The sequence below is a fragment of the Aeromonas sp. ZOR0001 genome (assembly GCF_000801015.1).
GTDB classification, from domain to species: Bacteria; Pseudomonadota; Gammaproteobacteria; order Enterobacterales; family Aeromonadaceae; genus Aeromonas; species Aeromonas veronii.
Genome location: NZ_JRJY01000018.1, coordinates 1 through 14,157, shown reverse-complemented (window position 1 = coordinate 14,157; position 14,157 = coordinate 1). Strand labels below are relative to the sequence as shown.

The 14,157-nt window shown below is 59.4% G+C and carries 11 protein-coding genes; 5 read left to right on the top strand and 6 right to left on the bottom strand.

Annotated features, from left to right (window positions below; genetic code table 11):
- The 3 genes from recC to L972_RS02490 form a co-directional block, all read right to left on the bottom strand.
- On the bottom strand, window positions 1–1,860 hold a 1,860-nt coding region (gene recC / locus L972_RS02500), incomplete at its 3' end, for an exodeoxyribonuclease V subunit gamma (protein ID WP_047435103.1).
- Between the two features lie 258 nt (window positions 1,861–2,118).
- A complete protein-coding gene (locus L972_RS02495) occupies window positions 2,119–2,511 on the bottom strand; it encodes a DoxX family protein (protein ID WP_005336513.1) in 393 nt (130 codons plus the stop codon).
- Window positions 2,512–2,550: 39 nt separating this feature from the next.
- Complete coding sequence (locus L972_RS02490) at window positions 2,551–3,237, bottom strand: pirin family protein (protein ID WP_047435100.1); 687 nt, start codon at window positions 3,235–3,237, stop codon at window positions 2,551–2,553.
- Window positions 3,238–3,613: 376 nt separating this feature from the next.
- Here L972_RS02490 and L972_RS02485 point away from each other — a divergent pair, with 376 nt between their 5' ends.
- A complete protein-coding gene (locus tag L972_RS02485; protein ID WP_047435098.1) occupies window positions 3,614–4,528 on the top strand; it encodes a LysR family transcriptional regulator in 915 nt (304 codons plus the stop codon).
- 99 nt (window positions 4,529–4,627) lie between these two features.
- Window positions 4,628–5,047, top strand: coding sequence for a hypothetical protein (locus L972_RS02480; protein WP_005336527.1), 420 nt, complete (start codon window positions 4,628–4,630; stop codon window positions 5,045–5,047).
- 92 nt (window positions 5,048–5,139) lie between these two features.
- Here L972_RS02480 and L972_RS02475 read toward each other — a convergent pair whose 3' ends face one another.
- Both L972_RS02475 and L972_RS02470 read right to left on the bottom strand, forming a co-directional pair.
- On the bottom strand, window positions 5,140–7,134 hold the full coding sequence (locus L972_RS02475; RefSeq protein WP_047435095.1) for a methyl-accepting chemotaxis protein: 1,995 nt from the start codon (window positions 7,132–7,134) through the stop codon (window positions 5,140–5,142).
- Window positions 7,135–7,326: 192 nt separating this feature from the next.
- Window positions 7,327–7,677, bottom strand: coding sequence for a hypothetical protein (locus tag L972_RS02470; RefSeq protein WP_047435092.1), 351 nt, complete (start codon window positions 7,675–7,677; stop codon window positions 7,327–7,329).
- A gap of 199 nt (window positions 7,678–7,876) precedes the next feature.
- Here L972_RS02470 and L972_RS02465 point away from each other — a divergent pair, with 199 nt between their 5' ends.
- The 3 genes from L972_RS02465 (at window position 7,877) to L972_RS02455 (ending at window position 11,523) form a co-directional block, all read left to right on the top strand.
- On the top strand, window positions 7,877–8,599 hold the full coding sequence (locus L972_RS02465; protein ID WP_005342708.1) for a response regulator: 723 nt from the start codon (window positions 7,877–7,879) through the stop codon (window positions 8,597–8,599).
- Between the two features lie 33 nt (window positions 8,600–8,632).
- The gene (locus L972_RS02460; protein ID WP_047435114.1) at window positions 8,633–9,994 is read left to right on the top strand and encodes an ATP-binding protein; all 1,362 of its coding nucleotides are present in this window, start codon (window positions 8,633–8,635) and stop codon (window positions 9,992–9,994) included.
- Between the two features lie 140 nt (window positions 9,995–10,134).
- Window positions 10,135–11,523 (top strand): transporter substrate-binding domain-containing diguanylate cyclase, encoded by a 1,389-nt coding sequence (locus L972_RS02455; protein WP_047435089.1) that lies wholly within the window; start codon window positions 10,135–10,137, stop codon window positions 11,521–11,523.
- 69 nt (window positions 11,524–11,592) lie between these two features.
- Here L972_RS02455 and L972_RS02450 read toward each other — a convergent pair whose 3' ends face one another.
- Entirely contained in the window at window positions 11,593–13,545 is a 1,953-nt protein-coding gene (locus L972_RS02450; RefSeq protein WP_047435088.1) for a ligand-gated channel protein, read from the bottom strand.
- Window positions 13,546–14,157 lie beyond the last annotated feature (612 nt).

Below are 14,157 nucleotides of genomic sequence, written 5' to 3'. Positions count from 1 at the left end.
GAAGCGGGCCTCGCCGAGCCGGGTCTGCCACTCGGCCAGCTGGCTGCGAATAAGCTGAAGCTGACGCTCTTCATCCTCGTCAGCCAGATAGAAGCGCTCCAGCAGTGCCAGCAGGCAGGCATTCCACTCGGCCAGCGGCTGCGCCTGTTGCAGCCGGGGCAAGAATTCGGCCAGCGAATCGACAAACCAGGCGAGCTTGCCGAGCGCCAGCCCCTGCTGACCCTCGATATCGGCGTAGGGCAGAATGCCCGCCACCGGCTCGCCATCCCCCATGGCGAAGCCGAGCAGCATGCGGCGCAGGCCGAACAGCCAGCTGTTGCCGGACATGGGCGGCAGATCGAAGCGGACGGGGTAGCCGTCATTCAGCCCCCAGCGGATGCCGGTCTCCTGCACCCAGACCCGCAGCTGGTTGAACTCGTCGTCATCCAGTTCGAACCGGCGCAGCACGGCGGGCACCTCGAGAATGGCGAGCAGCTCCCCTGCCCCGAATCGGGCGTTGGGCAGCTTGAGCAGGGCGAGGAAGCTCTGCAGCAGCGGGCTCTCCTGACTCGCCGCCCGATCCGAGACCGCAAACGGGATCTGACCGCGCGCGCCAAACACCGCCTGAATGTAGGGGCCGTAGCTGTTCACATCCGGCATCATTACCACCACATCTTTCGGGGTGAGGGCGGGATCCTGCTCGAACAGCGCCAGCAGCCGGTCGTGCAGCACCTCGAGTTCACGCATCGGGCCGTGGCAGGCGTGGATCTGCAAGGATCCATCCGCCGGGCTGATGGGGCTCTTGTGGTGGCTGCTGTCGAGATCGAACTGACCGGCGCCCCGTTCGGCCAGCTCCAGCACATCCTTCTGGATGGCGCGCAGCAGGCTGACATTGCCCTTGGCATCCACCTCGTCGATATCGACGAAGGCCTCGATTTGCGGCACCTCCAGCTCCATCAGCTGATGCAGGTAGTCGCGTCCCAGCTTGCCCATGGAGGCGAGCAGCGGGTTGGCGGGGCCTTGCAATGTCTCGATATCGGTGCCGGGTTTAAGCTTGTTCTCCAACCGAGCCAGGGTCTTGCGATCCAGCAGATCCCCCCAGTAGTAGCGGCAGGGGTTGGTGACGAACAGGTGCACCTCCACCTCCGGCCGACTGCCGAGGGCCAGCAGCGCCTCCACATAGCGCGGCGGCAGCGCCGAGATGCCGAACACAAAGACCCGCTGCGGCAGCTTGCCCGGCAGATCGGCGGTACGCGCCAGCTCGTGGATAAACTCCTCGTAGAGGTTGGCACGGTGGTAGCCGCTCGGAGAGAGTGCCAGAGTGCGGGCCACCAGCTCACGCCACAGCTCCGGCTGCCAATCCTGACCGCTCACCCCGGCCAGCTCCTGACTCAATCCTTCCCCCTCTTCCCAACGAGCGATCCAGTCCGGCCGGTAGACCAGATACTGGTCAAAGAGATCCGCCACCTTCTGGCAGAGCTGCCACAACCGCACCTGCTCGGGATCCCTGGCGGAATCCTCATCATCTCCGCCGCCCAGATAGGCGGCGAGCGGGGCAAAGGCGGGGCGATCCAGCAAGGCAGGCAGAATTGTCATCAGCTGCCAACTCATGGATCCCTTGTTGTAGGGGCTCTGACGCGGCACATCTGCCAGCACCCGGGTGAACATCTCCCAGATAAAGCTGGCGGGCAGCGGAAAGTCGATATTGGCGGCAATGCCGAACGCTTTGGCCAGCTCCAGCTTAAGCCACTGGGCCATGCCCGGACTCTGCACCAGGATCTGCTCCCGATCGAAGGGGTGAGAGAGAGGGGCCTGCCGGATGCGGCTCACCAGCAGTTCTTTGAGCAGATCCAGCTGATTGGAGTGGTAGAGGGTAAACATGAGCAATTCCCGCCTGTGGATGAGAGGGGGCGAGGGAAAAGGCGAGCCATTTCCGTCACTTCACAAGAGAGGGAATTGTCGGGGATCGAGGGGGAAGATGCAAAAGGCTCTTGTGGCCAGCAGGCGGGCAAACCGCTGAACCATGAGGGGGGCCGCAGATTTGTGCAACTGCCACACCGCCTCGGAAAACGCAGACAGAAAAAAGCCGGTGCAGTTGCACCGGCCAAAAGGCATTGGAAAACTTGACTCTTCAGGGCATTACCAGTTTTTGCCGAGACGGGCATCCACACTGAAAGCCCCTGCTCCGGCCGCCGCCAGCGCCAGGAAACCACCGGCCACCGAGACGTTCTTCATAAACATCAGCATCTGCATCTGTTCTGCAGGCTGATAATGGAAAATAAAGGCAGCCATCAGGGTGAAACCAGCCAGCAGCACGGAGAGGCTGCGGGTAAAGAGACCCAGGACGACGGCAAGGCCACCACCCAGCTCAAGCAGGATCACCAGCGGCAACATAAAGCCCGGCACACCCATCGCTTCCATATAGCCCTGGGTTCCGGCATAGCCGCCGATCTTGCTCCAGCCCGCCATTACGAACATCAGCGCCAGCAGTACACGACCCGCCAGCAGCGCTACATCTTTCATCTTGTCCATTGCATATTCCTCGTTTGTGTCACATCACCGCTGACTGCTTCAGGGTAGGTCAAATAACAGAGCTTGGCTGGCACTGGTCGCAACCAGCTCCCACCGGTATTCATCACGACTGAGTACCCCGTCGCCGAGTCGGGCAGCCAGACCGTTGGCGGTCAACCCCCCTGAAATCATCTGCAGGTAACCGTGTCGGCCAGCCAGTGCCCATTCGAGCGTCTCGCCCGGGGCCAGTTCCAGCCGCCATACGCGGGCCTGTTGGCGGATCCGCAGCGATCCATCCTCGCCATCCGGTGACGCCACCAGCGTCATGCCCGGTCTGGACTCGATCTTCTTCTGCTGATACCCGGGTGGCGTGCCGAACTCGTTCGGCTCGATCCAGATCTGCAACAGGGAGAGAGGATCCGTCTGCGAGGGGTTGTACTCGCTGTGGCGGATCCCGCTGCCTGCGCTCATCAGCTGGAAATCCCCTGCCGGGCTCTGCTCGGCATGGCCGAGGCTGTCCTTGTGCTCTATGGTGCCTTGCAGCACGCAGGTGAGGATCTCCATATTGGCGTGAGGGTGGGTGGCGAATCCGCCACCCGGCGCAACCAGATCCTGATTGATCACCCGCAGTACCGAGTGCCCCATCCACTCCGGGTCATAGTAGTGACCGAAGGAGAAACTGTGGCGCGCGTCCAGCCAGCCAAAATTGGCCTTGCCCCGCGCTTCTGCGGCTCTCAATTGCATCATGGTCTGCTCCTCACCTACCGAGACGGTTGATTAACGCTGTTTGCCGCTACCGATACCAAACGGAATACGGTATTCGCTGCTCTGGTCAGCCAGGCTGACTGTAACTGTGCCTTGAGTACGCAGCGGCATACGAATTTGTTCGCGTGCCAGTCAGCTCGGCCAGAATCAATGCATCCATACAAGAGATCATTCAAATAGTGTGTTGTTCTTTCACCGACATCAGACAGACCGATTTGGTGTGTCACAGTGCGGAACTACCCGCATATTTGGCCGCTCGACGTTCCTGCCTAAGCGTTGATTGAATATTAAAGTGACATGACCTAACTTGTTAGCGAGATAAACTGGCAAACATATTCAAAAAAATTGAAGGTGAGGAATGGCCAAGGAATCGAACAAGGAGCGGGCGCTGACCCTGGAGGCAATCCGGGTGCTGGACGCCATCGACCGCCGCGGCAGCTTTGCGGCGGCGGCCGACGAGCTGGGCAAGGTGCCCTCGGCATTGAGCTATACGGTGCAGAAGCTGGAAGACGAACTGGATGCCATGCTGTTTGACCGCAGCGGCCACCGCACCAAGTTCACCCCGGCCGGACGCATGCTGCTGGAGCGCGGCCGGGTGCTGCTGGAGGCAGCCGAACATCTGGTAGGCGAGACCCGGGCATTGGCCCGAGGCTGGGAGACAGACATCACAGTCGCCGTCGATGCGCTGGTCCCGGTGCAGGCCCTCTACCCCTTGGTGGAGAAGCTGGCCGAGCAGACCAATACCCGACTGCGGCTGCGGGCCGAGGTGCTGGCGGGTAGCTGGGAGTGTCTGGAAGATGGCCGCGCCGACCTGCTGATCTCCTCCATCAACCCGGACATCATGATGACCGGCATCAAGCATCAGGTGCTGAAAGAGGAGGTGATGCTCTACGTTGCCCATCCCGATCATCCGCTGCATCAGGAGCCCGAACCCTTGGCCGACGAGACCCTGCGTCGCTATCGCGCCATCGCCGTCGCCGATACCGCCCTGCGCAAACCGGTGCTCACCTACCGCCTGCTGGACAAGCAGCCGCGTCTCACCGTCAGCACCATGACGGAGAAACGGGATGCCCTGCTGGCGGGTATCGGCGTCGGTACCATGCCACAAAGCTGGATTGAGGAGGACATCCGGGCCGGACGGCTTAAGGTGATCAGCCCCGAATATCGCCATCATATCCAGGTCGTGCTGGCCTGGCGGCGAGACACCATGGGCAAGGCCAAAAGCTGGCTGGTGCGGGAGATACCAAAACTGTTTGCGGCTGGTGAAAAATGAGACACAGTTAACAGACCGCTCAATAGCTGCCTCACTTGACACCCAGCTCTTTTATTGGTTCCATAGCCGCCTCATTTGAACCAATGGAATCTGTAAAAAATGAAAAAGACTTTGCTGGTAGCCCTCACCACCCTGCCCCTGTTTGCCAATGCTGGCCTGATGGACTCGCTGACCGACAGCGTCACCAGCAGCGTCAAGGATGCCGCTAATACCGCCGTATCCGGTGCTGTAGACAGCGCATCCAACGAAGCCATCAAGAAGGCACTGGATATCAAGGAAGGCGGCTCCAACAAGCAGGCTATTAAAGAGAAGCTGGGCGCTCCTGCCACCACCAAGACCGAATCCGGTCTGGAAGTGTGGACCTATGATCTGGATGCCCTGAAGAAGGCCTCTCCGCTGCTGGCAGAAACCACCAAAACCCTGCTGAAAGATACCGACGCAGCCAAGAAGAACGTCGTTATCAAGTTCGAAGGTGATACCGTCAAGAAAGTAGACCTGACCGACAAGGCTCAGGGCTAAGTTCGCTCGTCCGGTGGAGTGGCTGCACGCCCGCATCGGCACAGATAGCAAGAGGGGGAGCACCGGGCTCCCCCTCTTTCATTATCGGTTTGTTACACCTTGAAGCGATGTACCAACGCCACCAGCTGGCGATTGGACTCCAGCAGGGTGGCCGAACTCTGTTCGGTATTCTGACCGTTATCCACCAGCAAATTGACCATGTCGCGGATCGTGACCATGTTGCGGCTGATCTCTTCGGTCACCCGGCTCTGCTCCTCTGCCGCAGTCGCAATCTGGGTACCCAGATCGTTTATTTGCACCACGGCATCCGCCATCTTGTCGAGCCCGCCTGTCACCTGCTCGGTATTCTCGGTCGCCGCCTGACAGCTCTGCTTGGTGTGCTCCATGGCCACCACGGCTTCGGCCACCCCCTGCGTCAACCGGGAGAGCATGCTCCCCACCTCGGCAGTGCTATTCTGGGTTCTCGCCGCCAGTGCGCGCACCTCATCAGCAACCACGGCAAAACCGCGCCCCTGCTCACCGGCCCGCGCCGCCTCGATGGCCGCGTTGAGTGCCAACAGGTTGGTCTGGGCAGCAATATCGCCGATCACGCTGAGTACACTGCTGATCTGGCGAGCATCTTCCTGCATCCCCAATACCTTGGTCGCAGCAAGATCCACTTCATCGATCAGCGCCGCCACACTGGCAGAGGCCTGACCCACTACCTGACGGGACTGAATCGCCTGACCATTGGCAGACTCGGTAAAGCTGGCGGAATCGCTCGCGTGGTGCGCCACATTGTCGGCAGTGGAGCTGAGCTCGGTCAGGGCTGTCACTATCTGATCGGTCTCGGCGGCATGCTCACCGAGAATGCGTCTGGCCTGCCCCGTCTGCTGATCCAGCTGGGCCAATTCACGGGTAATCAGCTCTGTGGTCTCGGTCACCTGCAACATCATCTGCTGCAGATAGGCGATAAAGCGGTTCACCGATTGAGCGATATGGTCCAGCTCATCGTGCCCCTTGACCCGGATCCGGGCAGTCAGATCAGCATCTCCGGCCGAGAGCGCATCGATGTTCTGCTTGAGGGTGTCGAGTCGACTGCCCAGCTGCTTGATGGCCATCAACATCAGCGCAAACAGCAGCACCACTAGCGGTAGCTGGATCGCTGCCAGCGTCTTGAGCACCTCCTGACTGTCGTGGGTCAGGGTGCTGGTCGGCAGCGCCGCCGCCAACAGCCAGGGGGTTCCTTCGATGGGTTGCATCAGCAATGTCTGCTCTTCACCCAGATCCTGAAAGGTAGTGCGCTGCAACGCGGCGCCATTACCCGGCCCCAGCAGGCTGGCGATGGCGCTGGCAAAGGGATAGTCCCCGTGAGATGAGAGGTTGCCCAGCACCACATCCCCAGTCAAACGACCATTCTTGCTGAGGATCTTGCCATCAACCTCGACGATCATCACCTGACCACCGATCTCCTGCTCTTTTTTGGCGACCAGATCATTGAAGAAACCCAGCGTCACATCGATGGTGGACACCCCGTAAAGGGAACCGTTACGATAGATCCCCATGGCACAGTTGGTGCGCGGCTGTTGGCTGGCACCATCCTTGTAAGCCGCCGCCCAGACACACATGCCTTTCGCCGCCTGCTGCCCGGCTCTGTGCCAAGGCTGCTCGAAATAGTTGGGCGCCTCGGCCGAGTTCCAGTAGGTGTTGGGGATCAGCTTGTTGGCACCATCCCGATGAAAGAAGGTACTGAACTTGATGCGACCGGCTTCCCGCTGATCCGGCATCGGCCAGATGCCGCCACCAAACACCATGGCATTGCCATATTGATCGATCAGAGCAGGGAGAACAGCATCGATTTGCTCACTCGGCAGTTGGGCAACCAGCTGAGTGATACTGCGTGACTGGCTCTGCACCCCGTTGAGCTGATCGCGAATGTCGGTCGCAATCTCGCTGACCCGCAGCACCAGATTCTGCTCACCCGCCCGTTGCAGCTCGGGTTTGACCCATAACTGGATGCCGATTACGGTCAGCACACAGACCGCCACCATGAATCCCAGAAAAACGGCGGTATATCGCCCCTTGATTGTCCCCAGATCCCAACCCATACCCTCTCCTGTTTTCGGCCACTGCTAACTGCAGCTTGTTATATGAGCGGGCATTATCTTGCAATTCGCTCACGGCGCGTTTGCCATCGCTCACATAAGCGACAGCAAGATAAGGATTCGAGCGAAAATGGATCGATACGATCACAAAAAGGGTGGCCTCGGCCACCCTTGGGTTGATAACAGCTGGAGCTGTTACTGGTTCGCTTCGGCGAACTGCTTCATCGCTTCGGCGTGCTTGGTCATAGCGGCGGCACGCTCGTTGAGCTTCTTGATGAACTCCGCCTTCTTGGCAGGATCCTCGATGCGATCATAACGTTGCTGCAAGTTGGCCTGGATCTGCTCCGGGGTCATGTTCTGCATACGAGCCATCTTGTCGTGGCGACCACCGTGGTGTTTACCACCCATCATGCCACCACCGTCCATCGGGCAATCCACCATGGCGCCAGGCTGGCCGGTGGGGGCCGCTTCACTGGCAGCATAGGCACCCAGCGGCAGGCCAAGGATCAGGGTGGCGGTCAGCAGGGTTTTGGTCAGCTTTTTCATGGTCTATCTCCTGTAGGGATGATTCTGGTTCGGCGCTCTTGCCTTGCCCTCAAGTAAACACCCTATCGGTGTCTGAACTTTGCCAGCATCGCCCTTTTTTGTAGCAGAGTGTGGCATCGTGCGGATCTGGCACACTTTGACACAAACCGCCGTCCGGATTTTCGTATACTCGGGCCAACGCCAAGAAGGGGAGGTATTCATGAACCAGGGCAACACCCACATTCTGGTGGTCGACGACCACAGCGAGATCCGCGATCTCTTGAAACGCTTTCTGGAACAGCACGGCCTGCGGGTCAGCTGCGCCCGGGATGGCAAGGAGATGAAGCGACTGCTGGAGGAGCGGGAGTTCGACCTGCTGGTGCTGGATCTGATGATGCCGGGTGAAGATGGTCTGACCCTCTGCCGCGAGCTGCGGGTCAAATCGAACCTGCCCATCATCATGCTCACTGCCATGGGGGAAGAGACCGACCGCATCATCGGATTGGAGATGGGGGCCGATGACTATCTGGCCAAGCCCTTCAACCCGCGCGAGCTGCTGGCGCGCATCAAGGCGGTGATGCGCCGCACCCAGGCCGAGACCCAGCCTGCCGCCGAGACCCTGACCCGGGATCTGCGCTTCGATCGCTGGCTACTCGACGTCAATCGTCGGGAGCTGGTCGATGAGGATGGGGTGGGCCTGAGCCTCTCCACCGCCGAATTCGATCTGCTCAAGGTGTTTCTCGAGCGACCGCAGCGAGTGCTGAGCCGGGATCAACTGCTGGACCTGGCCCGTGGCCGCGAGGCGGTAGCCTTTGATCGCGCCATCGATACTCTGGTGAGTCGACTGCGCCGCAAGCTGGAGCGGGATCCCAAGAATCCGGAGCTGATCAAGACCATCTGGGGTGGCGGCTATATGTTCTCCGCCGACGTGACGCAGGCATAAGCGGTGACCTTTTTGAAACGACTGTGGGCAAAAATATGGCCCAAGGGGCTGACAGGCCAGATCATTCTGGTGGCGCTGGCAGGGTTGATCCTGATCCAGCTGCTCAGTATCCAGATCTACCGCACGGATCGGGAGGAGGCGCTCGGCTTCGTCAACAGCCGCAACGCCATGCAGCGGATCATCTCTGTGGTCAGGCTGCTCTCCCTCTCCCCACCGTCACTCTATGACGAGATCCTCAAGGCGAGCCGCAGTGAGACCCTGCTGCTGCGCCTCTCCGACGAGCCGCTGCAACCGGATAACCGCAGCCCCCGCTTCGAGCAGCTGGTGCGCTCGCGCCTCAACTACCCCCCCGGCCTCACCGTCGAGATCAGCGCCGAGCTGAAAGAGGATACCCAGCGCAGCAAGGCGTGGGAACATCATGCCCGCATGATGCGGGATCGCAAGGGGCCGCCCCCGCCGCGGGATATGCGGCTCTACGGCTCCATCGAACTGCCGCAGGGGGGCTGGCTGCAGTTCAGCTCGCTGGTCGACAAGGAGGCGGGCAGCTGGTCGTGGCAGACCACCTTCAACCTGATGCTGGTCGCCAGTCTGGTGATCGGACTGATGGTGCTGCTGTTTCGCCGTGCCACCCGCCCGCTCAAGCAGCTGGCAGGCAATGCGGAGCGGCTAGGACGGGGCGAGGATATCGAGCCCTTGAAAGAGGAGGGGCCGACCGAGATCCGCGAATCGATTCAGGCCTTCAACCGGATGCACACCCGGCTCGACCGCTTCGTGCAGGACAGAACCCGGATGCTGGCGGCCATCTCCCACGATCTACGCACCCCCATCACCAGCCTGCGGCTGCGCACCGAGTTTCTGGCCGATGGCGAGGACAAGGAGCGCATCCAGCAGACCCTGCAACAGATGGAGCAGATGCTGGCGGCCACCCTCAGCTTTGCCCGCGAGGAGGGGCAGCAAGAGGCTACCCGCGAGCTGGATCTGGTCAGCCTGCTGGTCAGCCTGTGCGATGACTATGCCGATACCGGCCAGCCGGTCACCTGTCTGGCGGAGGGCAAAGAGGTCTACGCCTGTCGGGCCAACACCCTGCGCCGAGTGCTGCAGAACCTGATCGGCAACGCCATCAAATATGCCGGCAGCGCCGAAGTGTCGCTGGAGCGGCGCAAGGAGGAGCTGTTGATACGGGTCTGCGATAATGGGCCGGGGATCGATCCGGCGCGACTCGAGGATGTGTTCAAGCCGTTCGTGCGACTCGATGAAGCGCGCAACACCGAGTCCGGCAGTGTCGGGTTGGGCCTCTCCATTGCCCGCACCCTAGTCCATCAGCACGGCGGCGAGCTGACCCTGCTCAATCGGCCACAGGGGGGACTGGAGGCGCGGATCAGCCTGCCGCTGTAAGTAGTTACTCTATCCGCCAGCCTTGTCATGGCGCCGTTTGCATCATGCAAACTTCATCATCTGAGCACTTGTTCTTCGATCAGAAAGGCGGTGATAATCGGTGACCACGGAACGGTATACGGCAGCGGATTGGAGCAAGGATGGCCTCTTCCAGGACAGGAGTCATAGTCAGTATCGGATGGGGGCTCCTGCTGCTCGCCCTTGCCCTGCCTGCCTGGGCAAAAGCCCCGGAAGAGCCGATCATCATTACCAACTCCAAAGCCTGGCAGCCCTTCTCCTATATCAATGAGTCGGGCCAGCCGGATGGCCTGCTGATCGATTTATGGCGTGAATATGCCCGGGTGACCGGCCAGAAGATCGAGTTCAGGCTGGTCGACTGGCAAGGCTCCCTCGACCTGCTCCATGAGGGGAACGCAGACGTTCACGCCGGACTGCTCTGGTCACCGGAGCGGGACAAACTGTTCGACTATGGCCGGCCTCTCGCCCAGCTCGACTCCCAGCTCTTCTTCTCGAGCGAACTGCGCGGCACCGATGTACATTACTACCTGCTCCATGAAACGGTCGGTGTGGTAGCCGGTGGCTACGAGGAGTATTACGCCAGACGCTACTTCCCCGGCACCAGACTGCAGACCTTCAATGACAATGACACCCTGCTGGCGGCGGCCTTTCGGGGCGACATAAAGGCCTTTATCGCCGATCTGCAGGTCGCCAACTTCTACATCTATACCTCGGACGATCCCACCCGCTTTATTCCGGTTCGTCACCTCTATACCGACCAGATCCGCTTTGCGGTAAAAAAGGGTGACCTTGCCCTGTTAAACCGGCTGGAAGAGGGCTTCGCCAAGCTCAAAGAGAGCGATCGGGAGCGGGTTATCCGCAAATGGATGCATGTCGAAACCGTCTACCCTATCCATCTCGGTCCCTGGCTACTGCTGGCCGGGGCATTGATCATGGTGGCCTACATAGTGCAATTGCGCCGCGCCGTTGCCAGCCGTACCACCGAGTTAAGCCGCGCCAACGCCAGACTGGAGAAACAAGCCAGTACAGATCCCCTGACCGGCCTGCTCAACCGACGGGCATTCATGCCCGCCATGGAGCAACGACTGGCAAGCGGGGAGCCCTGTGCTCTGCTGCTGTTCGATGTGGATCACTTCAAGGAGACCAATGACCGTTTTGGTCATGGCATCGGGGATCTGTTGCTGGAAAAGCTGGCCACGACTGTGACCAACCTGTTGCCCGAAGAGGCTCTGCTAGCCCGCATCGGCGGCGAAGAGTTTTGCCTGCTGCTGCCGCTGGCCACGCTGGCAGAGACAGAGCAATGGGCCGAGCGTATCTGCCTGGAGAGCAACCGGCAAACCCTGCACACCAGCAGCGGCGAGGTGACCCTCTCCATCAGCACCGGGGCAGTCTGGGTAGCCGCAGAGAGAGAGGCTGATGCCGACCAACTACTACGGCAGGCTGACGCCCTCATGTATCAGGCCAAGGGACTGGGGCGCAATACCTGGCAAGCCGCCCCCTATCAGGCATAGCCCCCCCTGACGGACACGCAATAAAAACGGCCGCCATCGGAAGATGGCGGCCGCATGACAGGTTCCCTATCAGAAGTTGTAGGTTACACCCAAGTTGTAGCGACGACCATCCAGCACAGTGCCATAGCTGCTGTAATCCACCGTTTTGTCGAACAGGTTGTAGACCCCGGCAGTCAGATCCAGATGCTTGTTGGCCTTGTAGACCAGGCCCATGTCAAAGAAGGTGTAGGAAGGAGTCCCCTCCGCCATCTTGACCCGACTCAGGTACTCGGAGGTCTCGCCACGGAAGTTTACCCGTGACCAGAGGCTGAGATCCTCGGTGGTTTGCCAGTCAACACTGCCGTTGAACATGTGACGGGGCATCTGGTTGAGGGCATGACCCGCCAGTGGACCACTCTTCTGCTCGGACTGGGTAAAGGTGTAGCTGGAGCTGACCGACCAATCCTCATTGATGGCCCAATCCATCATCCCCTCGACACCGCGCATGTTCGCCTTGTCGACGTTGACCCGATCACTGATGAAGTCATAACTGTGACCATTGAGGGTGCAGGCGGGATCGCTCTTGCTGGTGCAGCGACGCACTTCGGAGATCTTGTTCTTGAAGTCGGTGTTGAACAGGGTAACCCCGGCGTTGAAGCCCTGATGACCGTTCCACAGCAGACCGATCTCTTCACTCACGCTGGTCTCGGGTTTGAGGTCCGGGTTACCGACCAGCATGCCATCCAGGCTGCCACCACCGGTGACCTGACCCCAGTTGGCCGCCGACATCCGCAAGTCTGGGGAGCGGTAACCGGTTGATACGCCCCCCTTCAACGTCCAGCTATCATCCAGATGCCAGACGCCGTAGAGACGAGGGCTCCAATGAGAGCCGTAATTCTGGTCCCGATCCATGCGGGCGCCTCCGGTCAGGGCAAAGCTGTCAGTGAGTGACCACTCATCCTCGACAAACATCGCCCAGCTCCAGCGGGTCAGCTGCTCAGCAGGGTTAGCCACTGTCAGGGCATTGCGCTGATCGTGCAGATCCTCATAACGATACTGACCACCGACACTCAAGTAGTGATCCCCCAGAATAAACTGGGTATGGGTATCGGCGATGGTATTGGTAAGCTCCATCTTGCGAACGGGGTTACTGTTGGTCTCCTGCTGCAGATAGCTGCTGGAAGAGCCGAAATCATACTGACCATCATGGGTCAGCGCATAGTTGGTGCGCTCGTAGCGATAGAGGCTATCTGTCGCCTTGACATCCAGCGAATTGCCGGCCGTGCGATCCCGATCCTGCAGACTGCGACTGGCCTCCAGATCGAAGCGATTCTGCTCATCAGGCTTGAAGCTGAGCACTGCCGTGCCACTGCGAGTCTCCTGCTCGGCAAAACCCTGGGTAAATTTGTCTTCGCCACGATGAGCCAGCTGGCCATTGACACGCAGCCCCAACACGCCATCGATCAATGAACCTGCGGTATACGCATTGGTCTGGAAGCTATTGCCGGCATCCTTGTTCTCCTGGAAGGTCGAATCTGCGTGAACCGACCCCTGCCAGGCCAGACCGGTGGTCTTGCGGGTAATCACGTTAATCACACCACCCATGGCATCTGAACCATAACGGGATGACATGGGACCACGGACGACCTCAATGCGCTCGATCGCCTGCAGTGGCGGCAGCCAGCCTTGCTCGATACCAGCTTCATCGCTATTGGGGCGAGTACCACGACTATCCACCTTTTTGCCATCAACCAGCATCAGGGTGTATTTCGATCCCATACCGCGAATGCTGATATCACTGCTGCTACCACCGCCAGTCACCACAACACCGGGAACATCCTTCAGGGCGTCAGTCACATCGCGATAGGCGCGCTTCTCCAGCTGCTCACGGGTAATCACGGAGATGGAGGCAGCAGAGTCTTCAATCTTCTGCTGGAAGCCGGAAGCGGTGACGACCATCACCTCTTGTTCGGCAGCATAGGCCTGGGTCGCAAGAAGGGAGCAGATCAACAAGGCAAGCTTGTTCGGTTTCACTGTTGTCATGTTTTAGCCTGAACATTTTTAGTAGGAAGGTGACGTATTCCCTTACTTCACTCATTACAACGCCCTGGCATCCGGCCAGACGCAGCATTAGAAAAGGCTCATTTGAAAAGCACTTTATTAATCAGCCCGCATTGTAACGACCCCGACTCGATCATTCAAACAATAATCATTATCATTTGCCTTGCGTGGCATTCCTGCTGCAAAATAGCTCATTCTTGATAAGAGACTGTTTTAATGGAATAAATCCATAAGTAAAAAAGGGGATTATACAAACAAGTGGAAGCGATGACGTACCGTTGCAAGATGGCCTGATTTAATCCTCAAGCTCTATCAGCTCGCAGCGGAACAATATGGCCAAGATGGGATGTGTTGCGATACAGAGGTGGAAACAGGAGCAAGAACACCAACAGGGGAAGGTATTGTCATCGCGGTGGGACGTCGGCAGCTCACCAGCAGACTAAAAGCACCGCAGCCCAGTCGTCAGACTGGGCTGCGTGTTGGTTCTGGTATGCAAACCAGTGGGACTTATGGGCAAAAACCGCCCATAGCAAAAAGGCCTTCCCATTCAGGAAGGCCTTCAAATTAGTGGCGGAGCGGACGGGACTCGAACCC